Origin of the sequence: Nocardia sp. NPDC006630 (genome assembly GCF_040611495.1) — a bacterium.
In the GTDB taxonomy this organism is placed as follows: domain Bacteria; phylum Actinomycetota; class Actinomycetes; order Mycobacteriales; family Mycobacteriaceae; genus Nocardia.
This window is the reverse complement of the sequence record NZ_JBEXOK010000016.1, coordinates 80,996-100,826: the sequence shown is the minus strand read 5'-3', so window position 1 is coordinate 100,826 and position 19,831 is coordinate 80,996. Positions and strand designations below refer to the sequence as shown.

The following is a 19,831-nucleotide window of genomic DNA, read 5'->3' as shown; positions in this document are numbered from 1 at the left end:
CTCGGACCACCCACCGTGATACAGACCGATGGCCCCGGATCGCGACAGTGCGATCCGGGGCCATCGTCATGCTGAGGTGCCGGTCACCCGGCGACGGCGATACCTTTACAGGTAGGCGCCGCAGACCGGCCACGCGCCGCGGCCCTGGCCGGCGAGCACGTTCTCGGCCACGCGGATCTGCTCCGAGCGGCTGGCGTTGGCAGCGTTGCCCTGGCCGCCGTAGGCGTTCCAGGTGCTCTGGGTGAACTGCAGACCACCGTAGAAGCCGTTACCGGTGTTGGCGCCCCAGTTGCCGCTGCTCTCGCAGTTGGCGACGGCATCCCAGTCGCCGGAGGCGGCGGAGGCGGTCGCGGTGGTCAGCGTCAGCGGGACGGCGGCGAACAGGCCGGCGGCCGCGGTGGCGACGATCATGCGGGTGCTGAACTTCCGGTTGCGAGTCATAGATGATTCCCTGGCCTGCGCCCATCCGGCCCGCGCTCTCAGCTGCGGGTCCCCGTCCCCAGGGATGTCGGTGTCGCTTCGAACCGCGGGACGGGGTTGCCGGTGTTCGGCGGTTCGAGTTGGAGCTCGGCATTGATCCGAGCCGTGAACGACGGTAACGGAACAATCACGACTAATCACGGGGTGATCACGGTCGGTTGACAAATTGGATTCGACCGCACTCACAGACTTTCCCCAGATCGCATCGGGAGATCGGTGAATTACATTTATCGAATTCACCCCCGAATATGTGACCGACGCCACTGAAAAATGGTGATCCGGATCGCGTAATACAGCACGAAATCAAACGATGAGTGCGTTCATCGGACCCGAAACAAACCGATCAGTTTTACTCGGGGACCCCCGATACGACCGGCTCGGATCGCGCTGCGCGGAATCATTGCCCCCGGTCAGAGCAATGGCGATAGTTCCGGGGACACTGTTTCGGCCCCTGCAGGAGGCACCATGAGCCCCGATGAACCCCGTTCCGGCGCCCGCGCCGTCGATCGTGCGATCCAGGTGCTCAACTGCTTCGAGGGCGACGATCCCGAGCTCTCGGTCAGCGAGCTGGCCCACCTCGCCGACCTGCCCGTGAGCACCGTGCACCGGCTCGCACAGGCACTGGTCCGGGGACGGCTGCTCGATCAGAACCCCGCCAACGATCGCTACCGCATCGGTCACGGACTGGCATCGCTGGCGCGACCGGCACTGGCCCGGCTGGGCCTGGAGTCGGCCGCACCGCACCTCTACGCGCTGGCCGCGGGCATCCGCATCACGGTCAGCGTGAGCGTGGTGGAGGACCGTGATGCGGTCACGGTGTTCCAGGCCAGGCCACCGGTGTACTTCTGCCCGAATCAGGTGCCGCGGGCCAGGCAGCCGCTGCGCGCCAGCGCGGTGGGGCACGCACTGCTGGCCTTCTCGCCCATCAGCACGATCGCCGAGGAGCACGCCGAACGACGGAACTCGCAGCTGGTCCGCACGGGCGGGCTGCACACCGATCTCGATCGGGTGCGGCGTACCGGCTTCGCCAGCGAACTCGTCCCGACCGATGATCCGATCCGGGCGATCGCCGTGCCCATCGTCGGGCCGGACAAAAGAGTCCGGGGCGCGCTGGCCGTACAGGCCAGGTCCGCGCGCCTGGATGCGGACCTGGTGCGCAGTATCGTTCCGGCCATGCGGGCCACCGCCGGCCGGATCGGCCCGCTCTTCCAAACCCACGGCGGCCCAACGGATTCCGCCTTCGAATTAGAATCACGCTGATTTCCACATCGTGAAAAGACGGTTGCCCGGCGCCCCGGACGACCGCACGATATGAACAACCTGATCATTACCACTTCCGAACTCTCACAAAGGGCCTGGAATGATCCCATTCACTTTTCTGACGCAACGGCGTGCAGTCGATTTGATGCGCGTCGCGCCCGGGGTATGTCGCGGCTGATACGCCGTGCCCCTATCTCCGCTTGCGACAGACGCATTCACCGAAAGAATCCGCATGCCCTCCCCCTTTCGACCTTCACGGTCACTGCGCGCCCTGGCCGCCGCATTCGCCGTAGCCACCGCCGCCCTTTCCCTGACCGCGTGCGGCACCTCCGGACCGACCACCACGGCCGACGGCAAAGACGTTGTCCGATACCAGGGCACGACCGGACAGGTGACGGCCTACGAGCTGGCCGCCGACCTCGGCTACTTCACCAAGATCAACCTGCACTGGGAGGGCGACACCACCAGCGGACCCGCCAATATCCAGGCGGCCGCCACCAAGCAGATCGAATTCGGCAGCGCGTTCAACGGCGCGGTGGTCAAGCTCATCGCGGGCGGCGCACCGGTGAAGGCCGTGCTCAGTTCCTATGGGGCCGATGACAAGAACTACACCGGATACTTCGTGCGCGACGACTCCGGCATCACCTCCGCGCGGGACCTCATCGGCAAGAAGGTGGGGGTCAACACCCTCGGCGCGCACCACGAATTCATCACCCGCGAGTGGCTGCACCAGCAGGGCCTGAGCGAGGCGGAGATCAAGCAGGTGCAGTTCGTGGTACTGCCGCCGGTCAGCACCGAGGACGCGCTGCGCAAGGGACAGATCGACGTCGCGGCGCTGGGCTCGGTCTTCCGGGACACCGCGATCGCACGCGGCGGACTGCACTCGCTCTACACCGACAAGGATCTGTTCGGGCAGTTCGATTACGGCACTTATGTTTTCCGCAACGACTACCTGAAGGACCACGCCGACGCGGTCAAGGACTTCGTGCAGGGCACCGCACGTGCCACCCGCTGGCTGCAGACGACTCCGCACGACGAGGTCGTCGCCAAGTTCGAATCGATCATCAACAAGCGCGGGCGCAATGAGAACACCGGCCTGCTGAAGTACTACACCAGCTACGGCGTTCCGGTCCCCGGCGCCGTGATCGCCGAACGCGAGTTCCAGGTCTGGATCGACTGGCTGGTGCGCAATAACGAACTGCCCCAGGGCAAATTTACGGCCAAGGACCTCTACACCAATCAGGACAACCCGTACGACAACGGCACCTACCCGCCGACCAGCGGGCCGACCGGCGAAGCGGTGGTGGCGAAATGAGCGCCGCGGTGAAACTCGCACTCAGCGGTGTGCGCAAGGAGTTCCCGATACGCGGGGAACGGGCCTCTTTCACGGCGATCGAGGACATTACGGTCGATGTGCGTGAGGGTGAGTTCCTCGTACTCGTCGGCCCCAGCGGTTCGGGCAAGTCGACGCTGCTGGATCTGCTCGGCGGTCTGACCAAGCCGACGACCGGGCAGATTCTGCTCGACGGCGCGCCGATCACCGGGCCCGGACTGGACCGCGGCATCGTCTTCCAGCAGTACGCGCTGCTGCCCTGGCGCACGGCGCGCACGAATATCGAATTCGGCTTGGAAGCCAAGAAGATTCGCAAACGGGAACGGCAGCAGATCGCCGAGCACTATCTTGAGCTGGTCGGGCTGGCCGGATTCGGGGACCGGTACCCGCACGAACTGTCCGGCGGTATGAAGCAGCGCGTCGCCATTGCGCGCAGCCTCGCCTTCGATCCCGAAGTGCTGCTCATGGACGAGCCGTTCGCGGCCTTGGACGCACAGACGCGGGAATCGTTGCAGGACGAGCTGCTTCGCATCTGGCGCGCCACCGGCAAGACCATTCTCTTCATCACCCACGGCATCGACGAGGCCGTCTATCTCGGGCAGCGGGTGGCGGTGCTGACCTCGCGGCCCGGCCGGGTCAAGGCGGTCGTCGATATCGATCTCGACCGCGAGGGTGATCCGGATATCCGCTCCAGCGAGAGCTTCCGGGAAGTCCGGCACCACATCTGGTCGCTGCTGCGCGATGAGGTCGCCCGGGCGCAGGGGCAGGAAGCGGCCGCCATCGCCGCCACCGACAGGAGATCCAGTCATGTCTAGTGCACTGCAGATTGCCGAGACTCCGGTGCTGTCACCGCCGGCGCCACCGGCCACGCCCGCAACACCCGTGCCGTGGAGCCGGGTCGCGCGCGTCGCCGGCCGGCTGGCCTGGCGAATTGTCAAGCCCGGTCTGGTGATCGGCGCCTTCCTGGTGCTGTGGCAGCTGGCGCCGAAACTCGGTCTGGTCGATCCGGTATTCCTGCCGCCGTTCTCGGATGTCTGGTCCGCCGGGCTGGAACTGATCCGCAACGGCCAGATGCAGGAGAATGTCTCGGCCAGCGTCACCCGCTCGCTCATCGGGTTCTCCATAGCGGTGGCCACGGCAATTCCGGTGGGCGTGGCGATCGCCTGGTATCGGCCGATCGCGGAACTCATCAATCCGGTGCTGGAATTGTTCCGCAATACCGCGGCGCTCGCGCTGCTCCCGGTCTTCGTGCTCATTCTGGGCATCGGCGAAACCTCCAAGATCGCCCTGGTGGTGTACGCCAGCTTCTTCCCGATTCTGCTGAACACCATCTCCGGTGTGCGGTCGGTGGATCCGCTGCTGGTCAAATCGGCAGTCTCCCTGGGCTTCTCCCCCATTCCGCTGTTCGTGAAGGTGGTGCTGCCCGCCTCGGTGCCCAGCATCTTCACCGGTGTTCGCATGGCGGCGTCCGCGTCGATCATGGTGCTCATCGCCGCCGAAATGGTCGGTGCGCGGGCCGGACTCGGTTATCTGATCACCGCCGCGCAGCAGAACTTCCAGATTCCCGATATGTACGCGGGCATTGTCGCCATCGCCCTGCTGGGGCTGACGTTCAACGGCGTACTGGTCGCCATCGAACGCCGACTGTCCCGCTGGCGTACGCCCGCCGCTCAATAACTCTCGAAGGAAATACTTCTCCATGTCGCGTAAAAGCTTTCACATCAACGCCTTTCTCATGGGCGTCGGGCATCATGAGGCCGCCTGGCGGCACCCGCGCACCAGGGAGCACCAGGTTCTCGAGGTGGAGCACTTCCGGGAGCTCGGTCGCATCGCCGAACGCGGCAAGCTCGATTCGGTGTTCTTCGCCGACGGGCTCGCGGTCGGGCCGCGCATCAAGCGCAATACCCTCGCCGTCTTCGAACCGGTCACGCTGCTCGCGGCAATCGCCACCGCCACCGAACATGTGGGACTGATCGCCACCGCGTCCACGACCTACAACGAGCCGTTCAATCTGGCGCGCAAGTTCGCCTCGCTCGATCACATCAGCGGCGGGCGCGCGGGCTGGAACATTGTCACCTCCGGAAATGAGGAGGAGGCGTTCAACTTCGGCTACGACTCCATTCCCGAGCACGCGCGCCGCTACGAGCGGGCCGAGGAATTCGTCGATGTGGCCATTCAGCTCTGGGACAGCTGGGAGTCCGACGCCATCGTGCTCGATCCGGAGGAGGGCGTATTCGCCGATCCGGACAAGGTGCACACCATCGACTACGACGGTGAGCGGTTCCGGATCCGCGGACCGCTGAACTCCCCGCGCGGTCCGCAGGGACGGCCGCTGCTGGTGCAGGCCGGATCCTCCGAGAGCGGTAAGGATTTCGCCGCCCACTACGCCGAGGCCGTGTTCACCGCACAGCGCACGCTCGAAGAGGGGCAGCAGTTCTACCGGGATCTCAAATCGCGGCTGCCCAAGTACGGGCGCTCGGCCGACGAGCTGAAGGTGCTGCCGGGTCTGGTGCCGTTCATCGCCGAGACCGAGGAGCAGGCGCGGGCCCTGGAGCAGGAGTTCACCGACCTCATCTCGCCCGATTACGCACTGCGGCAGCTCTCCTCGCTGCTGGGCATCGATCTCACCGAACATGCACTCGATGCACCGCTGCCCCCGCTGCCGGAAGAAAGCGAAATCCAGGGCGGCAAGAGCCGTTTCACGCTGGTGAAGGAGCTGGCGGAGAAGGAAGAGCTCACCGTGCGGCAGTTGATCGGCAAGCTCGGCGGCGGGCGCGGGCATCGCACGCTCGCCGGCACACCCGTGCAGATCGCCGATGATCTGCAGTCCTGGTTCGAGGGCGGGGCGGCCGACGGCTTCAACATCATGCCGCCGTACCTGCCCGGCGGACTGGAGGACTTCGTCGACCAGGTCGTGCCGATCCTGCAGGAGCGCGGGCTCTTCCGGACCGAATACACCGCCACCACCCTGCGCGGGCACTACGGGCTCGAGCCCGTGGAGAGCCAATTCGCACACACCGATATCCAGGCCACCGCCTGAGTCGCACCCCCTACGTCGCCACAACCGATAGTTCGAGTACGAAAGGCACGATCATGACCACTGTCGCCGAAACTCCCACGGGCACACTCCTGATCAGTCCGGTCGCCGGCCACATCGGCGCGGAGATCAGCAATATCGATCTGCGCAACGAGCTTTCCGATGAGCAGGTCGCACAGCTGCAGGCCGCGCTGTACGAATACAAGGTGCTGTTCTTCCGCAATCAGGAGATCGGGCATGCCGAGCACATCGCCTTCTCGCGACGGTTCGGTGCGGTCACGCCGTCGCATCCCTACGACGACGACGCGCCCACCGAATTCCCGGAGATCCTGGCCGTCGACAGCCGGCTGTACGAAAAGCGTTTCGGGGTGCGGAAATTCAGCTACACCAATCAGTGGCACACCGATGTGTCGGCACTGATCAATCCCCCGGCCGCGTCACTGCTGCGCGCCGAGATCGCACCCGAGCGCGGTGGCGACACCCAGTGGACCAATCTGGCCGCCGCCTACGCCAACCTGCCCGAATCGCTGAAGACGTTCCTGGACGGCCTCTACGCCGAGCACCGCTTCGGCGGTAACCGGCCGATCTGGGACGCCGACAGCGACTACGCCAAGAAGGTCGCCAAGGCGCCGCTGGTCACCGAGCACCCGGTGGTCCGGGTGCATCCGGTGACCGGTGAGCGGGTGCTGTTCGTGAACCCCGGCTTCACCACCCGCATTGTCGGGCTGAGCCCGCGGCAGAGCGACGCCCTGCTGGAATTGCTGTTCGCGGAGATCTCCGCTCCGTCCTACACGGTCCGATTCCGCTGGGAGAAGGGCAGTCTCGCGTTCTGGGACAACCGCGCCACCGCGCACCTCGCACCCAGCGATCTCGATCACCTCGATGTCACCCGGGTGCTCTACCGCACCACGCTCGAAGGTGATGTTCCGGTGGGTGTGGACGGGCAGTCGTCCCGCTCCATCGCCGGTGCGAAGTTCAGCGGCAACTGACCGCTGACACGAATAGTCCCGAGGGCCTTCGGTAGTCGCCGAAGGCCCTCGGGCTGTCGCGGGCGATTACGAAGCCTTCAGGAACCTCAGATAGAATGCCCCGAATACCAGGACGATCCCGACGTTCACCAGCAGGCGCGGCCAGAAGTGGTGTCTGAAGATCAGGACATCCACGCCGATCACGACGACCACCATCGCCACCACGTAGAGCGCGAGCGCTGCCTGTCTTCCCATAGGTCCTTTCTACTCCGTATGGTCGCGCACCGGGTGTTCGGCGGGCCGCCGCTCGCAGGCCGTGTTTCGGACATCTTGGCCCGCCTGACCTTCATACGGCGATCATTCGGCGATCACCCAGCGTTCCGGAACCGCTGCTCTACTTCTAAGCATGGTCAACGTCTCTCGCAGACGTATACTCGGCTCGATGGCAGGCATCGCGGTGGGGGCGGCAGCGGCTTCATTGCTGCCATCTTCCCTGCAACGCGCCATGGCGGCACCGGTTCCGGCAGGCGGGCTGGGTGCTATCGAACATGTGGTCCTGCTCATGCAGGAGAACCGGTCATTTGACCACTACTTCGGGTCGCTCGCGGGGGTGCGCGGGTTCGGGGACGACTCTCCGCTACGATTGCGCAACGGTCGCACGGCGTTTCAGCAACCACGGCGGCAGGGCTCGCTGGACGGGGATGTACTGCCGTTCTCGGTGCGGGATGCCGCGACGCTGGCCGGACGCCCCGACAGCGACATCCAATACCTCGACAGCCTCGACCACGAGTGGAACGGCAGCACCCAGGCCTGGTCACAGGGCTGGTGGGATCGCTGGATCGAGGCCAAGAGCCCGGCCACCATGACCTATTACGAGCGTCGCGATCTGCCGCTGCAGTACGAACTGGCCGACACCTTCACCACCTGCGATGCCTACCACTGTTCGATGTTCGGCGGCACCAATCCCAATCGCAACTATTTCTTCACCGGCACAACGGGATTCGAACCCGGCGGGAAGAAGCGCGCGGTCGACAATGCCGCCTACGACGCCAAACACAAGGGCTACGACTGGACCACCTATCCGGAGCGGCTCGAGGCCGCGGGCGTCTCGTGGCAGATCTATCAGGAGTGGGACAACTTCACCGACAATCCGGTCGAATACTTCGCGCCGTTCAAGCGGATCGGGAAGAAGATGCTGGCCGAGGTGAGCGGCCGCTACCGCACCACCGAGAAGTTCTACGAATCGCTGGCCGGGCGGTCCTACGGCGAGCAGCAGCGGATGGTGCGGCAGCTGAGCGCCGCACGGGATACCCTGACCGCCGCCGAGCGCAGCCTGTTCGACCGCGGGATGTACCGCAGTGAACCCGATACGCTGCTGCAGCGCTTCGCCGATGATATTGCGGCGGACCGGCTTCCGAAGGTCAGCTGGCTGGTGCCGCCCGCGCAGTATTCCGAGCACCCCTCCGAATCGACGCCGGTCGGCAGTGCGACCTTCATCCACCGGCTGCTCGATATCATCGGCGGCGATATCGACACCTGGTCCAAGACAGCGATATTCCTGACCTTCGACGAGAACGACGGCTATTTCGACCATGTGCCGCCGCCGGTGCCGCCGCGGCCCAGCTCCGGCAATGGCGACGACTGGTACGACGGCAAGGCCATCGGGCTGGGCGTACGGGTGCCCATGACCATCATCTCGCCGTGGACCATGGGCGGTTTCGTCTCCTCGGAGGTGTTCGATCACACCTCGGTGCTGCGGTTCCTGGAAACGTGGACCGGGGTGCGGGAACCGAATATCAGTACCTGGCGGCGCACCGTCTGCGGCGATATGACCTCGGCCTTCGATTTCACGACCGCGGGCAAGCGGCCGCATGTGGCCGCGCCCGGGCCGATTCCGGCGGCGATCGCGCGCTGGAAGCCCGATCCGCCGGGGGCGCAATCGCTTCCGGTGCAGGAGCTCGAAATGCGCCCGTCCCGGCCGCTGCCGTATCAACCGTCGGTCTCCAGCGCGCTGGACGGATCGGTGCTGTCGGTGACGCTCGCCGACAGCGGAAAAGCGTCGGCGCACTTCACGATCTACCCATTCGCGGGCGTCCCGGGCGATCCGCGCCACTACGACGTCGCCACCAAGCTCACCGAGAAACTCACGGTGACAGGGAAATACGATCTGGTGATCCAGGGGCCGAACCGGTTCTGGCACGAACTGCGCGGCTCGGTCGGTGGACCGGCGGCTGGTGTGCGGGTCGGGACCGAGGCCGTGAGCCGGGCGACCGCCGTGCTCGTGCTCGCCAATCACGGTGCGAGCGCGGTGATCATGCACATCACCCCGCGCCGCTACGGCGGCGATGCCCAGCGCGTCGAGCTCGCGGCGGGAGGCGGACAGCGACTCGAATGGGCGACCTACGACGGGTGGTACGACCTCGAGATCACCGCTGAGGGCGATCCGGACTTCTACCGGCGCGTCACCGGACGGATCGAGGACGGCACCCCGAGCGTGAACTCGGACTGACCGTCCCCGATTCGCGTCTGTGCCCCAGGCAGTTCCGGGGCTAACGGCCCAGCGGCCGGGGCGGCGGCGGAGGCTGCTGCCACCGCGGGTCACCGGCCGGCGGGTCCTGGCGGTACTGCTGCGGCGGATCCTGCGGTAATGCCTGCGTCGCATCCGGGCGCTGTTGCAGCGGTGGGGTTTCCCGCGGCTTGGTGGTGGAGGGCAGCGCCGACGGGTCCGCCGGGACCCGCGCATCGGCCTCCGCCGCCCGCACCGCCCGCTCGGCGGCCGGATCGGTCGCGGTGTCGAACCAGTCCGCCACCTCCTCGGAATCGTCCTCGGCCCGCTCGGCGGGCCCACCGTCCGGGCTGGGCTCGTAGCGGAAGGTGCCGTCCTCGCCCTTGGTGCCGAAGTTGCGGGCGAAACCCTCCAGGGCCTTGCCGAAATCGCTGGGCACCAGCCACACCTTGTTGGCATCACCCTTCGCCACCTCGGGCAGGGTCTGCAGGTACTGGTAGGCCAGCAGTTCGGGCGTCGGCTTGCCGTTCTTGATGGCGGCGAACACTTTCTCGATGGCCTTGGCCTGACCTTGCGCCTGCAGGTAGGCGGCGGCGCGCTCACCCTGCGCGCGTAGGATGCGGGACTGCCGCTCACCTTCGGCCGACAGAATCGCGGCCTGCTTACCACCCTCGGCGGACAGGATCGCGGCCTGCTTCTGGCCCTCGGCGGTCTTGATGGACGCCTCGCGCTGGCCCTCGGCGGTGAGGATGATGGCCCGCTTCTCGCGATCGGCCTTCATCTGCTTCTCCATCGATTCCTGAATCGATGGCGGCGGATCGATGGCCTTGAGCTCCACGCGCGAAACGCGCAGGCCCCAGCGGCCGGTGGCCTCGTCCAGCACTCCGCGCAGCTGGTGGTTGATCTGATCACGCGAAGTCAGCGTCTCCTCGAGCGTCATGCCACCGACGACATTGCGCAGCGTGGTGATGGTCAACTGCTCCACGGCGGCAATGTAATTGCTGATTTCGTACACCGCGGCCTGCGGGCTGGTGACCTGGAAATAGACCACGGAGTCGATCTGCACCGTCAGGTTGTCCTGGGTGATCACCGGCTGCGGCGGGAACGAGACGACCCGCTCGCGCAGATCCACCTTGGCGCGAACGCGATCGGCGAACGGCACCAGGAACGTCAGCTGTCCCGACACGGTGCGCGAATAACGGCCCAGCCGTTCGATGACCGCCGCTTCGGCCTGCGGCACCAGCGCCACCGACTTGAAGACGACAACCACCACCAGCAGGACCAGTACGACGGCGACAATGAGTACTGCCATTAGGGCCCCTTCCACACGACGACGTGCGCGCCGTCGATCCTCATGATGTAGACGGTCGAACCCTCCGGATAGTGGTCGCCCGGTTCGAACGGGCGCGCGCTCCACACCTCACCGCCCAGCTTCACCCGCCCCCCGTTCTCGTCGACCGCCTCGAGCACCCGGGCCGTCTTACCCGGCAGCGCATCCACACCGGTCGGTGTGGGCGGTGGAATCGCGTAGCGACGCAACAAGAGTGGACGAACGAGCAGGAGTAACGCAACCGCGGTGATACCGAAGATCACCGCATCCACCACCAGCGAGGTGCCGGCCAGGCCGCTCACCCCGGCCGTGATCACCGCCGCGCTGCCCAGCATGAGCAGCGTGAGATCACCCGTGAGCATCTCCGCCGCCGCGAGGAGCAACCCCGCGACCAGAAACACAATTGCCGCCACGAGTCCACAGTAATCGCTCGGGAGCGGCTGGGCCGGAGATCGACTCCGGGCGCGGTCCGTTTCGGGCGGCGTGCCGAATTCGCGCGTCGGAGCGGGGCATTTCGTTATTCGACCGGTACCTTCGATGCGGTGAGCGGGCGTGACATCTACAGCGGCGACATCTACTCCGGGCATGCGCGGACGCGTAAGCGTGAGATACCGAAGGTGGTGGCCGAACGCGATCTTGTCGCGGAGGACGCGGCCAGCGGATTCTGCGGCGCCGTAATCGGTTTCGAGCGGACCTACGACGGCGACTTCGTCAAACTCGAGGATCGCGGCGGGCGGGTGCGATTGTTCGCGCTGCGCGAGGCGGCGTTCCTGATCGACGGGCAGCCGGTGACGCTGGTGCGGCCGGCGGCGGTGGCGCCCAAGCAGCCGACGCGGTCGGCCTCGGGATCCACGCGGGTCGAGGGCGCGCGGGCGCGGGTCGCGCGGGCCAGCCGGATCTGGGTGGAGGGCGTGCACGATGCGGCGATCGTGGAGCGGGTGTGGGGACACGATCTGCGGGTCGAAGGTGTCGTGGTGGAACAGCTCGAAGGGCTCGATCATCTCGGCGCGCGGCTCGGGGAATTCGAACCCGGGCCCGGCAGTCGTGTGGGCGTACTTGTCGACCATCTGGTGACAGGCTCCAAGGAGACGCACCTCACCACCGGATTGGGACCGCACGTGCTGGTCACCGGTCACCCGTATATCGATGTGTGGCAAGCGGTTCGGCCGGCGGTACTCGGCATCGAGGCCTGGCCGGATGTGCCGCGCGGCGAGGACTGGAAGACCGGCGTATGCCGCCGCCTCGGCTGGGGCACACCGCAGGAAGGGTGGCGGCGCGTCTACAACGGCGTGGAATCCTTTCGCGACCTGGAGACCCCGCTGATCGGCGCCGTCGAACGACTGATCGATTTCGTCACCGACCCGCAGTAGCCCGCCAGTTATCCTGTGTTCATGAGTTCCCCGAGCGCCACGCTGACGGTCTGGGCCGCATCCTGGCTCGCCGGCCGCAGCGCCCCCGACGATGTGCTGGATGCGCTGCGCGCCTGGGCGCAGCGCCAGACCGTCGCTGCCGGGGATCCCGTCACCGGCGGCCACACCGGATTGCCCTGGGCCGCCGAGGAAACCGCCGATACCAGTCGCGGCGCGGGAATCATGGTGCTGCTCAAGCTCATCCGTGAAGCCATGGCCGGGCCCGAGGCCCAGCTGCGCCTGGTGCTGCCGGTCTCCGGAGATGTGCGCGGTCTGCCGGTCGGCACCGAATTCGCCGCCGCCGCAACCGAAGCCGGTGAGGGGCTCTACGTCGGCTCCCCCGGCGCCGACGGCACCGGCCTGGTCCCGGTCTGGACCGATGACGACAGCCTCCAGTGGCGCGTCTACGCCACCCCCATCCCCCGGACCGTCGAACCCGAAATGCCGCTGGGAGAAGCCGAATACACCATGCGCCAGGCAGTCCGGGATGCCGCCGACGCCCTCCAGCAGCTGCAGACCACCCGCGTGGACGATGCCGGCGGCCCCAGCCCCCGCGACCTCATCGAAGACGAACTGGCCGCCTACTCCCAGCACCAGTACCCCGACTCCCTCCCCCTGCGCGCCCGCCGCATCCTCGATACCGCCGACCAGGTGGCGGCCATCCTCACCGTCGCGGAACGGGCCCCCGCCTCCGCCCCCACCTCGGCCACCGCCATAGCCGCCCAGGAATCTCTCCTCCGCCCCCTCTGGAACGCCATCCGCTCCGCCCGCCTGGCCGCGGTCCACGCCCGCCCCTGAGCGCTCAGCGGCCTGCGGGCGCGTCGGCTCTCTTATCGCTTCGTGTCGATGCGGGGGCGTCTCGTGCGGCGGGTGCGGCCGGAGCCGATTGCGTCCTTGAGCTTTTCACCCACGTCCTTGAGGTCGGCCTTGAGCTGTTTGCGGCGACCTGCTCCGGCCATGCGGCGATCGCCGAGGGTTTCTCCGGCGAACTGCTTTGCCTGGCCGGTCAATCGGTCGAACTTGTTTCTGATCTTATTGGTGTTACTCATCGCCCGTCCTTGTCGAATATCGGTGCTGCACACCTCTACTCGGGAACTACCCCGGACTTCTCGATCGAATCAGTGCCGCCGATCAGCTGCGGCCTCCGACGACGAGCAGCAGGAACAGGATGCCGCCGGCGACCATGATGATGGTGCCGATGATGCCGAGGACGAGGCCGATCATGACCTGGTGCCGGCCGCCGTAGCTACCGCCGGAGGCATCGATCTCCCGGAGGGATCGGGCGCCGAGGGCCCACGCGACGGGCGCGCACGCCCCACAGCAGAACACCCCGAGCACACCCAGGATCAGCACCATCATGGCGTGCGGATGCTCCTGCGGGCCGTGCTGCGGTCGCGACCACATTACGGGACCGTTGAGCTGCGAACCGTAGGGATCGAACATCTCGTGAACCTACAGCGGAAATCGGCCATATCGAAGCGAGCCGCGCCCAGTGGCAACCAGCGGATTGCCGGGCGGGCGCCGCACGATCATCACGACCGCCCGACCGATTCGCGGTGACTGTAGATCTACGCCGTTGACACTGGTCTCCGAGCAGCGTGTACTGGAAGTATCAGCGGATCGAGGCTCAACGCTGCGTGTTCCGGGCCCGACCCGCAATGTCGCGTGAGAAGGACTGCCCAATGCACACCACCGGCGCCACCTCCGAGGCCGATTTCCCCAGGCTCGCCCCCGGCCCGAACGAATGGCCCTGACCTCGCACCGAAGAGCGGATCGATCAACTGCAAACAATGACCTCACGATGATGCAGGGACAGGACCGGAAGCTGGCCGGACTCCAGCACGAGTACTGGCAGCAGAGGTACAGCGCTCATCCGCGGATGTACGGCGATGAGCCGTCGGCACCCGCGCGGTATGCGGCCGAGGTGTTCCGCACGGCGGGCGCACATGACGTCCTGGAGTTGGGCGCCGGACAGGGCCGCGACAGCCTGCACTTCGCGCGGCTCGGATTCGCGGTACAGGCAACGGATTTCAGCGATGTCGGCATCGAACAGCTCAGCGAGCAGGCTGCCGCGGAGGGGCTGCACAACCTGCGGACGGCGGTGCTCGAGGTACGACAGCCATTACCCCTGGCCGATGCGTCCGTGGATGCCGTGTTCGCACACCTGCTGCTGTGCATGGCGTTGTCCACCGGTGAGATTACCGATCTGGTCAGCGAGATCCGCCGGGTGCTGCGGCCGGGCGGCACCTTCGTCTACACGGTCCGCCACACCGGCGACCCCGACTTCTGCGTCGGAATCGCCCACGGGGACGACACTTTCGAACACGACGGCCTCGCCGTGCATTTCTTCCCGCGCTATCTCGTAGTCGACCTCGCCGAGGGCTGGGGCCTGCGCGATATCCGAACGGTGACAGAGGGCGATCTACCGCACCGCCTGTGGCGGATCACCCAGACGCTGACCGACCACCGCCACGCCGAATCCTGACGGGCCCGGCACGGTTGTGGCCGATCATTCGGCCGAGAATTGCCGGCGCAGTTTGAATTTCTGCAGTTTGCCGGTGGCGGTACGGGCCAGTTCGGTACGGAATTCGATGCGCTTGGGGCACTTGTATCCGGCCAGATGAGTGCGGCAGTGGGCGATGAGTTCCTCGGCGGTGATCGGGGTGGCGGTCACGACCAGGGCGGTGACCAGTTCACCCCACTTCTCGTCGGCGATGCCGATAACCGCGGCTTCGCGGACCGCATCGTGCAGCAGCAGCGCATCCTCGACCTCGATGGAGGACACGTTCTCTCCCCCGGTGATGATCACGTCCTTCTTGCGATCGGTGATCGTCAGATAACCATCGGATACGGTGCCGCCGTCGCCGGTGTGAAACCAGTTGCCCGCCAACGCCTCCGCGGTCGCGTCCGGGTTGTTCCAGTAACCGAGCAGGTTGTGATTGGACTGCGCGAGGATCTCGCCGGTGGCGTCGATATCGATCCGCACACCCAGTGCGGGTGCGCCCGCCCGGCCGAGCAGCCGGGCCTGCTGGGGCGCGGGCAGCTCATCCCATTCGGCGCGCATGCGCGACATGGTCAGCAGCGGTGCGGTTTCGGTGAGCCCGTAGATCTGGATGAACTCCCAGCCGAGCTCGCTGCGCACCTGCTCGATCACCCGGGTGGGCGGCGGCGCGCCGGCGACGATGGCCCGCACCCGATCACGACCGGGGATCGGGCCGTCCCAGGCGCGGGCCGCCTCCAATACCGCGCTGATCACCGCAGGCGCGGCACACAGATACGTGACACCGTGCTCGTCGATGCGCCGCAGGATCTCCGCACCGTCGATCTGGCGGATCACCACCTGCTTGACACCCATCGCGGTCGCCGCGAACGGCTGCCCCCAGCCATTGGCATGGAACATCGGCAGGGTGTGCAGGTACACATCGCGGTCGTTCACGCCGGTATGCCAGCCGAATACGGTCGCATTGAGCCACAGATTGCGATGGGTGAGCTGCACCCCCTTGGGCCGGGCGGTGGTCCCGGAGGTGTAATTGATCGTCGCGGTCGCCGACTCCGAAATCTCGTGCCAGGCATCAGGTTCGGCGCCCGCCGCCCAGATCTTGTCGTCATCGTCCCCGAAGACGAACTTCACCCGGCAATCGACCTCGTCGAGCACGGACTTCAGCGCGGGATCCACCATCACCACCTCCGCGCCGGAATGCTCGACGATATAGGCGATCTCATCCCCGCCGAGCCGGAAATTGACCGGCACCAGCACCCGCCCCCACCCGCTCACACCGAAGAAACTGCTCAGCAGCCGCGCGGAGTTCTGCGACACCACCGCCACCCGGGCGCCCGGTCGCACCCCCAAACCATCCAGCGCACCCGCCTGAGCCCGGGCCCGGTCCCGCAGCTGCGCATAGGTGATCTCACCCCAGGACGCCGCCGGCTGATCAGGCTCGTCGACGATCGCCACCCGATCCGGATACACGGTGAACGCACGATCGAGGAAGTCGTTGACGGTGAGCGGAAACTGCATAGCTGTCCTCCGAACGGTTGCGCACGCGCGGAGTTCGAGTCTACGACGGCTCAGGGCAGTGATCTGGGCACAACACCACAGGCCGCCGCTCATCGAGCTCGGGCCACCGGACTTCTCCGCGTCGCATGCGGCTACCTTGAGAGGCTGTGGATCAGAACGAGCAATCGGTCTGCCGGCCGGCCCAGCCGCCCTTCAGGAACATGATGACGGCACAGAACACATCGGCAGACGACGAACCCGCGGGCGCCGCAACAGGGTTCGCCGCAGCTGTGGTCGCAACCGGTGCGGCGTCCGCCATTCCCGCCGGTGCGGCCAGTGCTGCGGTCATGACGGTGGCAATGACGAACTTCTTCATCGAGTGTCCTGTTCTGTGGTTGCTCAGTGATGATCGTTGACATCGTCGTCGTACATGCTGCTACAGAACATGATCGGCGGATGGGCTGGACGTCAACCAGCGGCCAGTTCCTGGGTCTTGTAAATATGCGTCATACGGCGGTCACCCTTCGGAGCCGGCAGGTTGGCGTGCTCGGACCGATGCCGCGATCGCAACGACGGCTCCGCAGCTGATAGCCCAGTCCGCGAGGTTCATGACGCTGAAGCCGCGGACGGCGATGAAGTCGACCACCGCACCGGACAGGTGTGCCGGAGCGCGGAACACTCGGTCGGTGAGGTTGCCGAGCGCACCGCCGAGCACCAGTCCCAGCGCCAGTGCCCACGATCGGCTCGTCAATCGGCGCGACAACCGGACCACGACAACGGCAACGACAGCCGCGAGCACCGAAAACACGATGGTCGCTGCCGAGCCGATACCGAACGCCGCACCGGGATTTCGTTCGACTCGCAATTGCATCCAGGCGCCGAACACCGGCACCGCGGGCCGTCCCTCCAGCCCGGCCACCACCGCCGCTTTGCTCGACACATCGATCAGATAGACGACCACGGCCACGATCCACAGCAGTCGAATCTGCCGGCCGCCGGAACCCGCGCTGTTCGGTGCCTCTTCCACTGCCGCCTTCTCCCTATTGCTCACTGAAGATCGACATTGCCCACTGAAGATCGACCGACTCGGCGGCAGTGTCAAGTACACGAGAGGCGCCGTGAATTACCCGAATACCGTTGCCTGCCAGTCAGAAAACCCAGGATAGGCTCCGACACTCGTCCGCATGCGTGCGGTATACAACACCCCGATCTTATGATTGACTGACTTAGTCAGTCAATCATGGAGGACGCGATGCGTGGGCGTGTGGCAGCTCGGCCGTTGGCCGATATCGCCGATGCGGCGTGTCAGGTGTTCGCGGACAAGGGATTCCGCTCGGCCGGGATCTCCGACGTGGCAGCGGCCCTCGGGCTCAGCCATGGCGCGCTGTACACCTATGTCGAGAGCAAGCAGGCTCTGCTACATCTTGCGCTGCTGCGCGCGCTGCGGCCCGGCGAGGTGGACACTCTCACATTGCCCGTGGCCGCCGTCGCGCCGCATCGGCTTACCGGCATGTTCGACTCCTGGGTTGCCGATCAGGCAGGCTTGCCGATCCTCGCGGAGTCTGCCGCCCGTCTGCCGGATCGACCGGTCGAGCAGGAGCTCGGCGAAATCCTCGACGAGCTCTACGAATTCATCGATCGCAATCGGCAGATCCTCGAACTTGTCGAGTGGTGCGCGAGCGAGTTGCCCGAGCTGGCCCAGCTGTATTTCGTGCAGCGCCGCCGGGCGATGCTCGAGCAGCTGGGCGAGTTTCTGCAATCGCGAATCGACGCGCACCGACTGCGGCCGGTTCCCGACGTCGGGGCCGCGGCCAGATTCGTGGTGGAGACGATCGCCTGGTTCGCCATGCACCGCCACGGCGATCCCGACTCGGCCATGCTCGACGACGTGGGCAGCCGCACGACGGTCCGCTACTTGCTGATTGCTGCGTTCGTCCCGGCCGCCGGCCCGGACCGGCAATAACGGGGAGAGCGCAACGATGACTGAAATCGGCTCCGCAGCAACGCAACACGACCCGGCCCCGTCACCAAAGTTCGAGCAGCATCCGTGCGGTCGTCCGCAGGTGGCCTGGCGCCCGGTGCTCGGGGTAGCCGCGGTGACGGCGATGGTGCATCTGCTGGTGGCCGGCCACTTCGGCTGGCATCGCGATGAGTTCTACTACGTGATCTGCGGGCGGCGCCTGGACTGGGGGTATGTCGATCAGCCGCCACTGGTGCCGCTGCTGGCAAGGTGTGCCGCCGACCTTACCGGCGGGGTGTTGCCGCTGCGGCTGCTGGCGATCGCTGCCGAGATCGGGTGCATTGTGCTGACGTCGGTGCTCACCGCAGAACTCGGCGGCCGTCGACGAGCTCAGATCCTGGCCGCGGCGGCGGTCGCGGCGTGTCCGGTATTCGTCGCCGCAGCACTGTTTTTCGGCACGACGGTCGTCGATCAGCTGGTCTGGGTGGGCGTGCTCGTGCTGACAGCCAGAGCGCTGCGGCGGCGTTCGGCACAAGCCTGGCTCGCCGCGGGTGTGGTGGCCGGTCTCGGATTGCAGACCAAGGACACCCTCGCGGTGCTGCTGGTCGGCCTCGCGGTCGGCATGGTGTTGTTTCGCCGCGACGCGCTGCGCAGCCGCGGCCCCTGGCTGGCATGCGGGGCGGCCGCCGTGATCGCCGCACCGAACATCGTCTGGGACGTGCGACACCAGTGGGTGAATCTGCGCATGGCCCGAGAACTCGCCGAACAGCAGGGCGGCACGCTGGGCGCGCTGACCCACTTGCCGGTCCTGGTGTTGCTGCTCGCCGGCCCGCCGTTGATCGCACTGTGGTATGCCGGTGTGCGCCAACTTGTTTCGCGTGACGAGCAGCGCTGGCTACTAGCCGCGACGGTCACGGTGGCGGTGCTGTTCACCATCAGCGGCGGCAGGGTCTACTACGCTGCCCCGGCACTGGCCGGTCTGTTCGCGGCCGGGGCGGTCCGCGTCGAAACCGCCGCCACCGCCCGCGGTCGCTTCGGCTGGCCCGCCGCGGTCGCCGCCGCCGCGATCATCGCGATCGTGATCGGATGGCCGGTACTCAGCCCCCGCGCGGAGACAGCCCTGCGACCGATCAACCCGCAGCAGATGGAAACCTATGGCTGGCCGGGATTCGTCGACCAGATCGCCCGTGCCGCAACACCTTTACCGGCCGATGTCCCCATCTTCACCAGCACCTACGGCGAAGCCGGGGCATTGACCGTCCTCGGGCCCGACGCGGGCCTGCACCGGCGAATTCTCAGTGCTCACAACAACTACCTGCTGTGGGGACCACCACCGGGCACACCCGACACCGCGCTGTGCGTGGGCGAGTGGAACACCGACTACCTGCACCGCTTCTGGTCCAACGTCATCGAAATCGCACCCATCACACTGCCACCCGGGCTGACCGATCAGGAAACCGCCCAGCACGCCGCCATTTACCTGTGCACCCAACCGCACGGAACCTGGGCACAACTCTGGCCCGGCCTACGACACCTGGACTGACAAGTCAC

General features: G+C 66.4%; 21 protein-coding genes. 12 read left to right on the top strand and 9 right to left on the bottom strand.

The window, feature by feature from the left end; genetic code table 11:
* Positions 1-105: 105 nt before the first annotated feature.
* Positions 106-411 carry a transglycosylase family protein gene (locus ABZX86_RS36675; protein ID WP_327146552.1) on the bottom strand — a complete coding sequence of 102 codons (306 nt, stop codon included), beginning with the start codon at positions 409-411 and terminating at the stop codon, positions 106-108.
* 534 nt (positions 412-945) lie between these two features.
* Here ABZX86_RS36675 and ABZX86_RS36670 point away from each other — a divergent pair.
* The 6 genes from ABZX86_RS36670 to ABZX86_RS36645 all read left to right on the top strand — a co-directional run bounded on the left by ABZX86_RS36670 (position 946) and on the right by ABZX86_RS36645 (position 7,099).
* On the top strand, positions 946-1,740 hold the full coding sequence (locus tag ABZX86_RS36670) for an IclR family transcriptional regulator (RefSeq protein WP_355130485.1): 795 nt from the start codon (positions 946-948) through the stop codon (positions 1,738-1,740).
* 232 nt (positions 1,741-1,972) lie between these two features.
* Positions 1,973-3,055 (top strand): ABC transporter substrate-binding protein, encoded by a 1,083-nt coding sequence (locus ABZX86_RS36665; RefSeq protein ID WP_355130483.1) that lies wholly within the window; start codon positions 1,973-1,975, stop codon positions 3,053-3,055.
* Entirely contained in the window at positions 3,052-3,888 is an 837-nt protein-coding gene (locus tag ABZX86_RS36660) for an ABC transporter ATP-binding protein (RefSeq protein ID WP_355130481.1), read from the top strand. Before ABZX86_RS36665 ends, ABZX86_RS36660 begins: the two co-directional genes overlap by 4 nt.
* The gene (locus tag ABZX86_RS36655; RefSeq protein ID WP_355130479.1) at positions 3,881-4,750 is read left to right on the top strand and encodes an ABC transporter permease; all 870 of its coding nucleotides are present in this window, start codon (positions 3,881-3,883) and stop codon (positions 4,748-4,750) included. Before ABZX86_RS36660 ends, ABZX86_RS36655 begins: the two co-directional genes overlap by 8 nt.
* Before the next feature lie 22 nt (positions 4,751-4,772).
* Positions 4,773-6,113 (top strand): LLM class flavin-dependent oxidoreductase, encoded by a 1,341-nt coding sequence (locus tag ABZX86_RS36650; RefSeq protein ID WP_355130477.1) that lies wholly within the window; start codon positions 4,773-4,775, stop codon positions 6,111-6,113.
* A gap of 53 nt (positions 6,114-6,166) precedes the next feature.
* Entirely contained in the window at positions 6,167-7,099 is a 933-nt protein-coding gene (locus tag ABZX86_RS36645; RefSeq protein WP_355130475.1) for a TauD/TfdA family dioxygenase, read from the top strand.
* A gap of 66 nt (positions 7,100-7,165) precedes the next feature.
* On the opposite strand, the gene ABZX86_RS36640 is transcribed toward ABZX86_RS36645, so the two are convergent.
* Positions 7,166-7,333 carry a hypothetical protein gene (locus ABZX86_RS36640; RefSeq protein WP_327138971.1) on the bottom strand — a complete coding sequence of 56 codons (168 nt, stop codon included), beginning with the start codon at positions 7,331-7,333 and terminating at the stop codon, positions 7,166-7,168.
* A 151-nt stretch (positions 7,334-7,484) separates the two neighbouring features.
* Here ABZX86_RS36640 and ABZX86_RS36635 point away from each other — a divergent pair, with 151 nt between their 5' ends.
* Positions 7,485-9,587, top strand: coding sequence for a phosphocholine-specific phospholipase C (locus ABZX86_RS36635; protein ID WP_355130473.1), 2,103 nt, complete (start codon positions 7,485-7,487; stop codon positions 9,585-9,587).
* A 40-nt stretch (positions 9,588-9,627) separates the two neighbouring features.
* Here ABZX86_RS36635 and ABZX86_RS36630 read toward each other — a convergent pair whose 3' ends face one another.
* Complete coding sequence (locus tag ABZX86_RS36630; protein ID WP_355130471.1) at positions 9,628-10,896, bottom strand: SPFH domain-containing protein; 1,269 nt, start codon at positions 10,894-10,896, stop codon at positions 9,628-9,630.
* Positions 10,896-11,327, bottom strand: coding sequence for an NfeD family protein (locus ABZX86_RS36625; protein WP_355130469.1), 432 nt, complete (start codon positions 11,325-11,327; stop codon positions 10,896-10,898). The genes ABZX86_RS36630 and ABZX86_RS36625 overlap by 1 nt, the downstream gene beginning before the upstream one ends.
* A gap of 129 nt (positions 11,328-11,456) precedes the next feature.
* On the opposite strand from ABZX86_RS36625, the gene ABZX86_RS36620 reads away from it, so the two are divergent.
* Together ABZX86_RS36620 and ABZX86_RS36615 are read left to right on the top strand one after the other, a co-directional pair.
* Positions 11,457-12,284 carry a DUF3097 domain-containing protein gene (locus tag ABZX86_RS36620; protein WP_355130467.1) on the top strand — a complete coding sequence of 276 codons (828 nt, stop codon included), beginning with the start codon at positions 11,457-11,459 and terminating at the stop codon, positions 12,282-12,284.
* A gap of 21 nt (positions 12,285-12,305) precedes the next feature.
* A complete protein-coding gene (locus ABZX86_RS36615) occupies positions 12,306-13,121 on the top strand; it encodes a hypothetical protein (protein ID WP_327138966.1) in 816 nt (271 codons plus the stop codon).
* A gap of 32 nt (positions 13,122-13,153) precedes the next feature.
* On the opposite strand, the gene ABZX86_RS36610 is transcribed toward ABZX86_RS36615, so the two are convergent.
* Entirely contained in the window at positions 13,154-13,372 is a 219-nt protein-coding gene (locus ABZX86_RS36610; protein WP_355130465.1) for a CsbD family protein, read from the bottom strand.
* Positions 13,373-13,454: 82 nt separating this feature from the next.
* On the bottom strand, positions 13,455-13,766 hold the full coding sequence (locus tag ABZX86_RS36605) for a DUF4190 domain-containing protein (RefSeq protein WP_355130463.1): 312 nt from the start codon (positions 13,764-13,766) through the stop codon (positions 13,455-13,457).
* A 358-nt stretch (positions 13,767-14,124) separates the two neighbouring features.
* Between ABZX86_RS36605 and ABZX86_RS36600 the strand changes: the two genes are divergently transcribed.
* Positions 14,125-14,808: a class I SAM-dependent methyltransferase gene (locus tag ABZX86_RS36600; RefSeq protein WP_355130461.1), complete on the top strand. Its 684-nt coding sequence runs from the start codon at positions 14,125-14,127 to the stop codon at positions 14,806-14,808.
* Positions 14,809-14,832: 24 nt separating this feature from the next.
* Here ABZX86_RS36600 and ABZX86_RS36595 read toward each other — a convergent pair whose 3' ends face one another.
* The 3 genes from ABZX86_RS36595 to lspA form a co-directional block, all read right to left on the bottom strand.
* Complete coding sequence (locus ABZX86_RS36595) at positions 14,833-16,341, bottom strand: AMP-binding protein (protein WP_355130459.1); 1,509 nt, start codon at positions 16,339-16,341, stop codon at positions 14,833-14,835.
* A 151-nt stretch (positions 16,342-16,492) separates the two neighbouring features.
* On the bottom strand, positions 16,493-16,696 hold the full coding sequence (locus ABZX86_RS36590; protein WP_355130457.1) for a hypothetical protein: 204 nt from the start codon (positions 16,694-16,696) through the stop codon (positions 16,493-16,495).
* 141 nt (positions 16,697-16,837) lie between these two features.
* On the bottom strand, positions 16,838-17,347 hold the full coding sequence (lspA, locus tag ABZX86_RS36585) for a signal peptidase II (RefSeq protein ID WP_355130455.1): 510 nt from the start codon (positions 17,345-17,347) through the stop codon (positions 16,838-16,840).
* 225 nt (positions 17,348-17,572) lie between these two features.
* Here lspA and ABZX86_RS36580 point away from each other — a divergent pair, with 225 nt between their 5' ends.
* Together ABZX86_RS36580 and ABZX86_RS36575 are read left to right on the top strand one after the other, a co-directional pair.
* Positions 17,573-18,283 (top strand): helix-turn-helix domain-containing protein, encoded by a 711-nt coding sequence (locus ABZX86_RS36580; protein ID WP_355130453.1) that lies wholly within the window; start codon positions 17,573-17,575, stop codon positions 18,281-18,283.
* 16 nt (positions 18,284-18,299) lie between these two features.
* Positions 18,300-19,823, top strand: a complete 1,524-nt coding sequence (locus ABZX86_RS36575; protein ID WP_355130451.1) for a glycosyltransferase family 39 protein — start codon at positions 18,300-18,302, stop codon at positions 19,821-19,823.
* Positions 19,824-19,831 lie beyond the last annotated feature (8 nt).

What these genes read in the sequence shown, in the direction of transcription:
- ABZX86_RS36675 (WP_327146552.1), bottom strand. Translation starts at nt 411, where the DNA reads ATGATCGTCGCCACCGCGGCCGCCGGCCTGTTCGCCGCCGTCCCGCTG.
- ABZX86_RS36670 (WP_355130485.1), top strand. Translation starts at nt 946, where the DNA reads ATGAGCCCCGATGAACCCCGTTCCGGCGCCCGCGCCGTCGATCGTGCG.
- ABZX86_RS36665 (WP_355130483.1), top strand. Translation starts at nt 1,973, where the DNA reads ATGCCCTCCCCCTTTCGACCTTCACGGTCACTGCGCGCCCTGGCCGCC.
- ABZX86_RS36660 (WP_355130481.1), top strand. Translation starts at nt 3,052, where the DNA reads ATGAGCGCCGCGGTGAAACTCGCACTCAGCGGTGTGCGCAAGGAGTTC.
- ABZX86_RS36655 (WP_355130479.1), top strand. Translation starts at nt 3,881, where the DNA reads ATGTCTAGTGCACTGCAGATTGCCGAGACTCCGGTGCTGTCACCGCCG.
- ABZX86_RS36650 (WP_355130477.1), top strand. Translation starts at nt 4,773, where the DNA reads ATGTCGCGTAAAAGCTTTCACATCAACGCCTTTCTCATGGGCGTCGGG.
- ABZX86_RS36645 (WP_355130475.1), top strand. Translation starts at nt 6,167, where the DNA reads ATGACCACTGTCGCCGAAACTCCCACGGGCACACTCCTGATCAGTCCG.
- ABZX86_RS36640 (WP_327138971.1), bottom strand. Translation starts at nt 7,333, where the DNA reads ATGGGAAGACAGGCAGCGCTCGCGCTCTACGTGGTGGCGATGGTGGTC.
- ABZX86_RS36635 (WP_355130473.1), top strand. Translation starts at nt 7,485, where the DNA reads ATGGTCAACGTCTCTCGCAGACGTATACTCGGCTCGATGGCAGGCATC.
- ABZX86_RS36630 (WP_355130471.1), bottom strand. Translation starts at nt 10,896, where the DNA reads ATGGCAGTACTCATTGTCGCCGTCGTACTGGTCCTGCTGGTGGTGGTT.
- ABZX86_RS36615 (WP_327138966.1), top strand. Translation starts at nt 12,306, where the DNA reads ATGAGTTCCCCGAGCGCCACGCTGACGGTCTGGGCCGCATCCTGGCTC.
- ABZX86_RS36610 (WP_355130465.1), bottom strand. Translation starts at nt 13,372, where the DNA reads ATGAGTAACACCAATAAGATCAGAAACAAGTTCGACCGATTGACCGGC.
- ABZX86_RS36605 (WP_355130463.1), bottom strand. Translation starts at nt 13,766, where the DNA reads ATGTTCGATCCCTACGGTTCGCAGCTCAACGGTCCCGTAATGTGGTCG.
- ABZX86_RS36600 (WP_355130461.1), top strand. Translation starts at nt 14,125, where the DNA reads ATGATGCAGGGACAGGACCGGAAGCTGGCCGGACTCCAGCACGAGTAC.
- ABZX86_RS36595 (WP_355130459.1), bottom strand. Translation starts at nt 16,341, where the DNA reads ATGCAGTTTCCGCTCACCGTCAACGACTTCCTCGATCGTGCGTTCACC.
- ABZX86_RS36590 (WP_355130457.1), bottom strand. Translation starts at nt 16,696, where the DNA reads ATGAAGAAGTTCGTCATTGCCACCGTCATGACCGCAGCACTGGCCGCA.
- ABZX86_RS36580 (WP_355130453.1), top strand. Translation starts at nt 17,573, where the DNA reads ATGCGTGGGCGTGTGGCAGCTCGGCCGTTGGCCGATATCGCCGATGCG.
- ABZX86_RS36575 (WP_355130451.1), top strand. Translation starts at nt 18,300, where the DNA reads ATGACTGAAATCGGCTCCGCAGCAACGCAACACGACCCGGCCCCGTCA.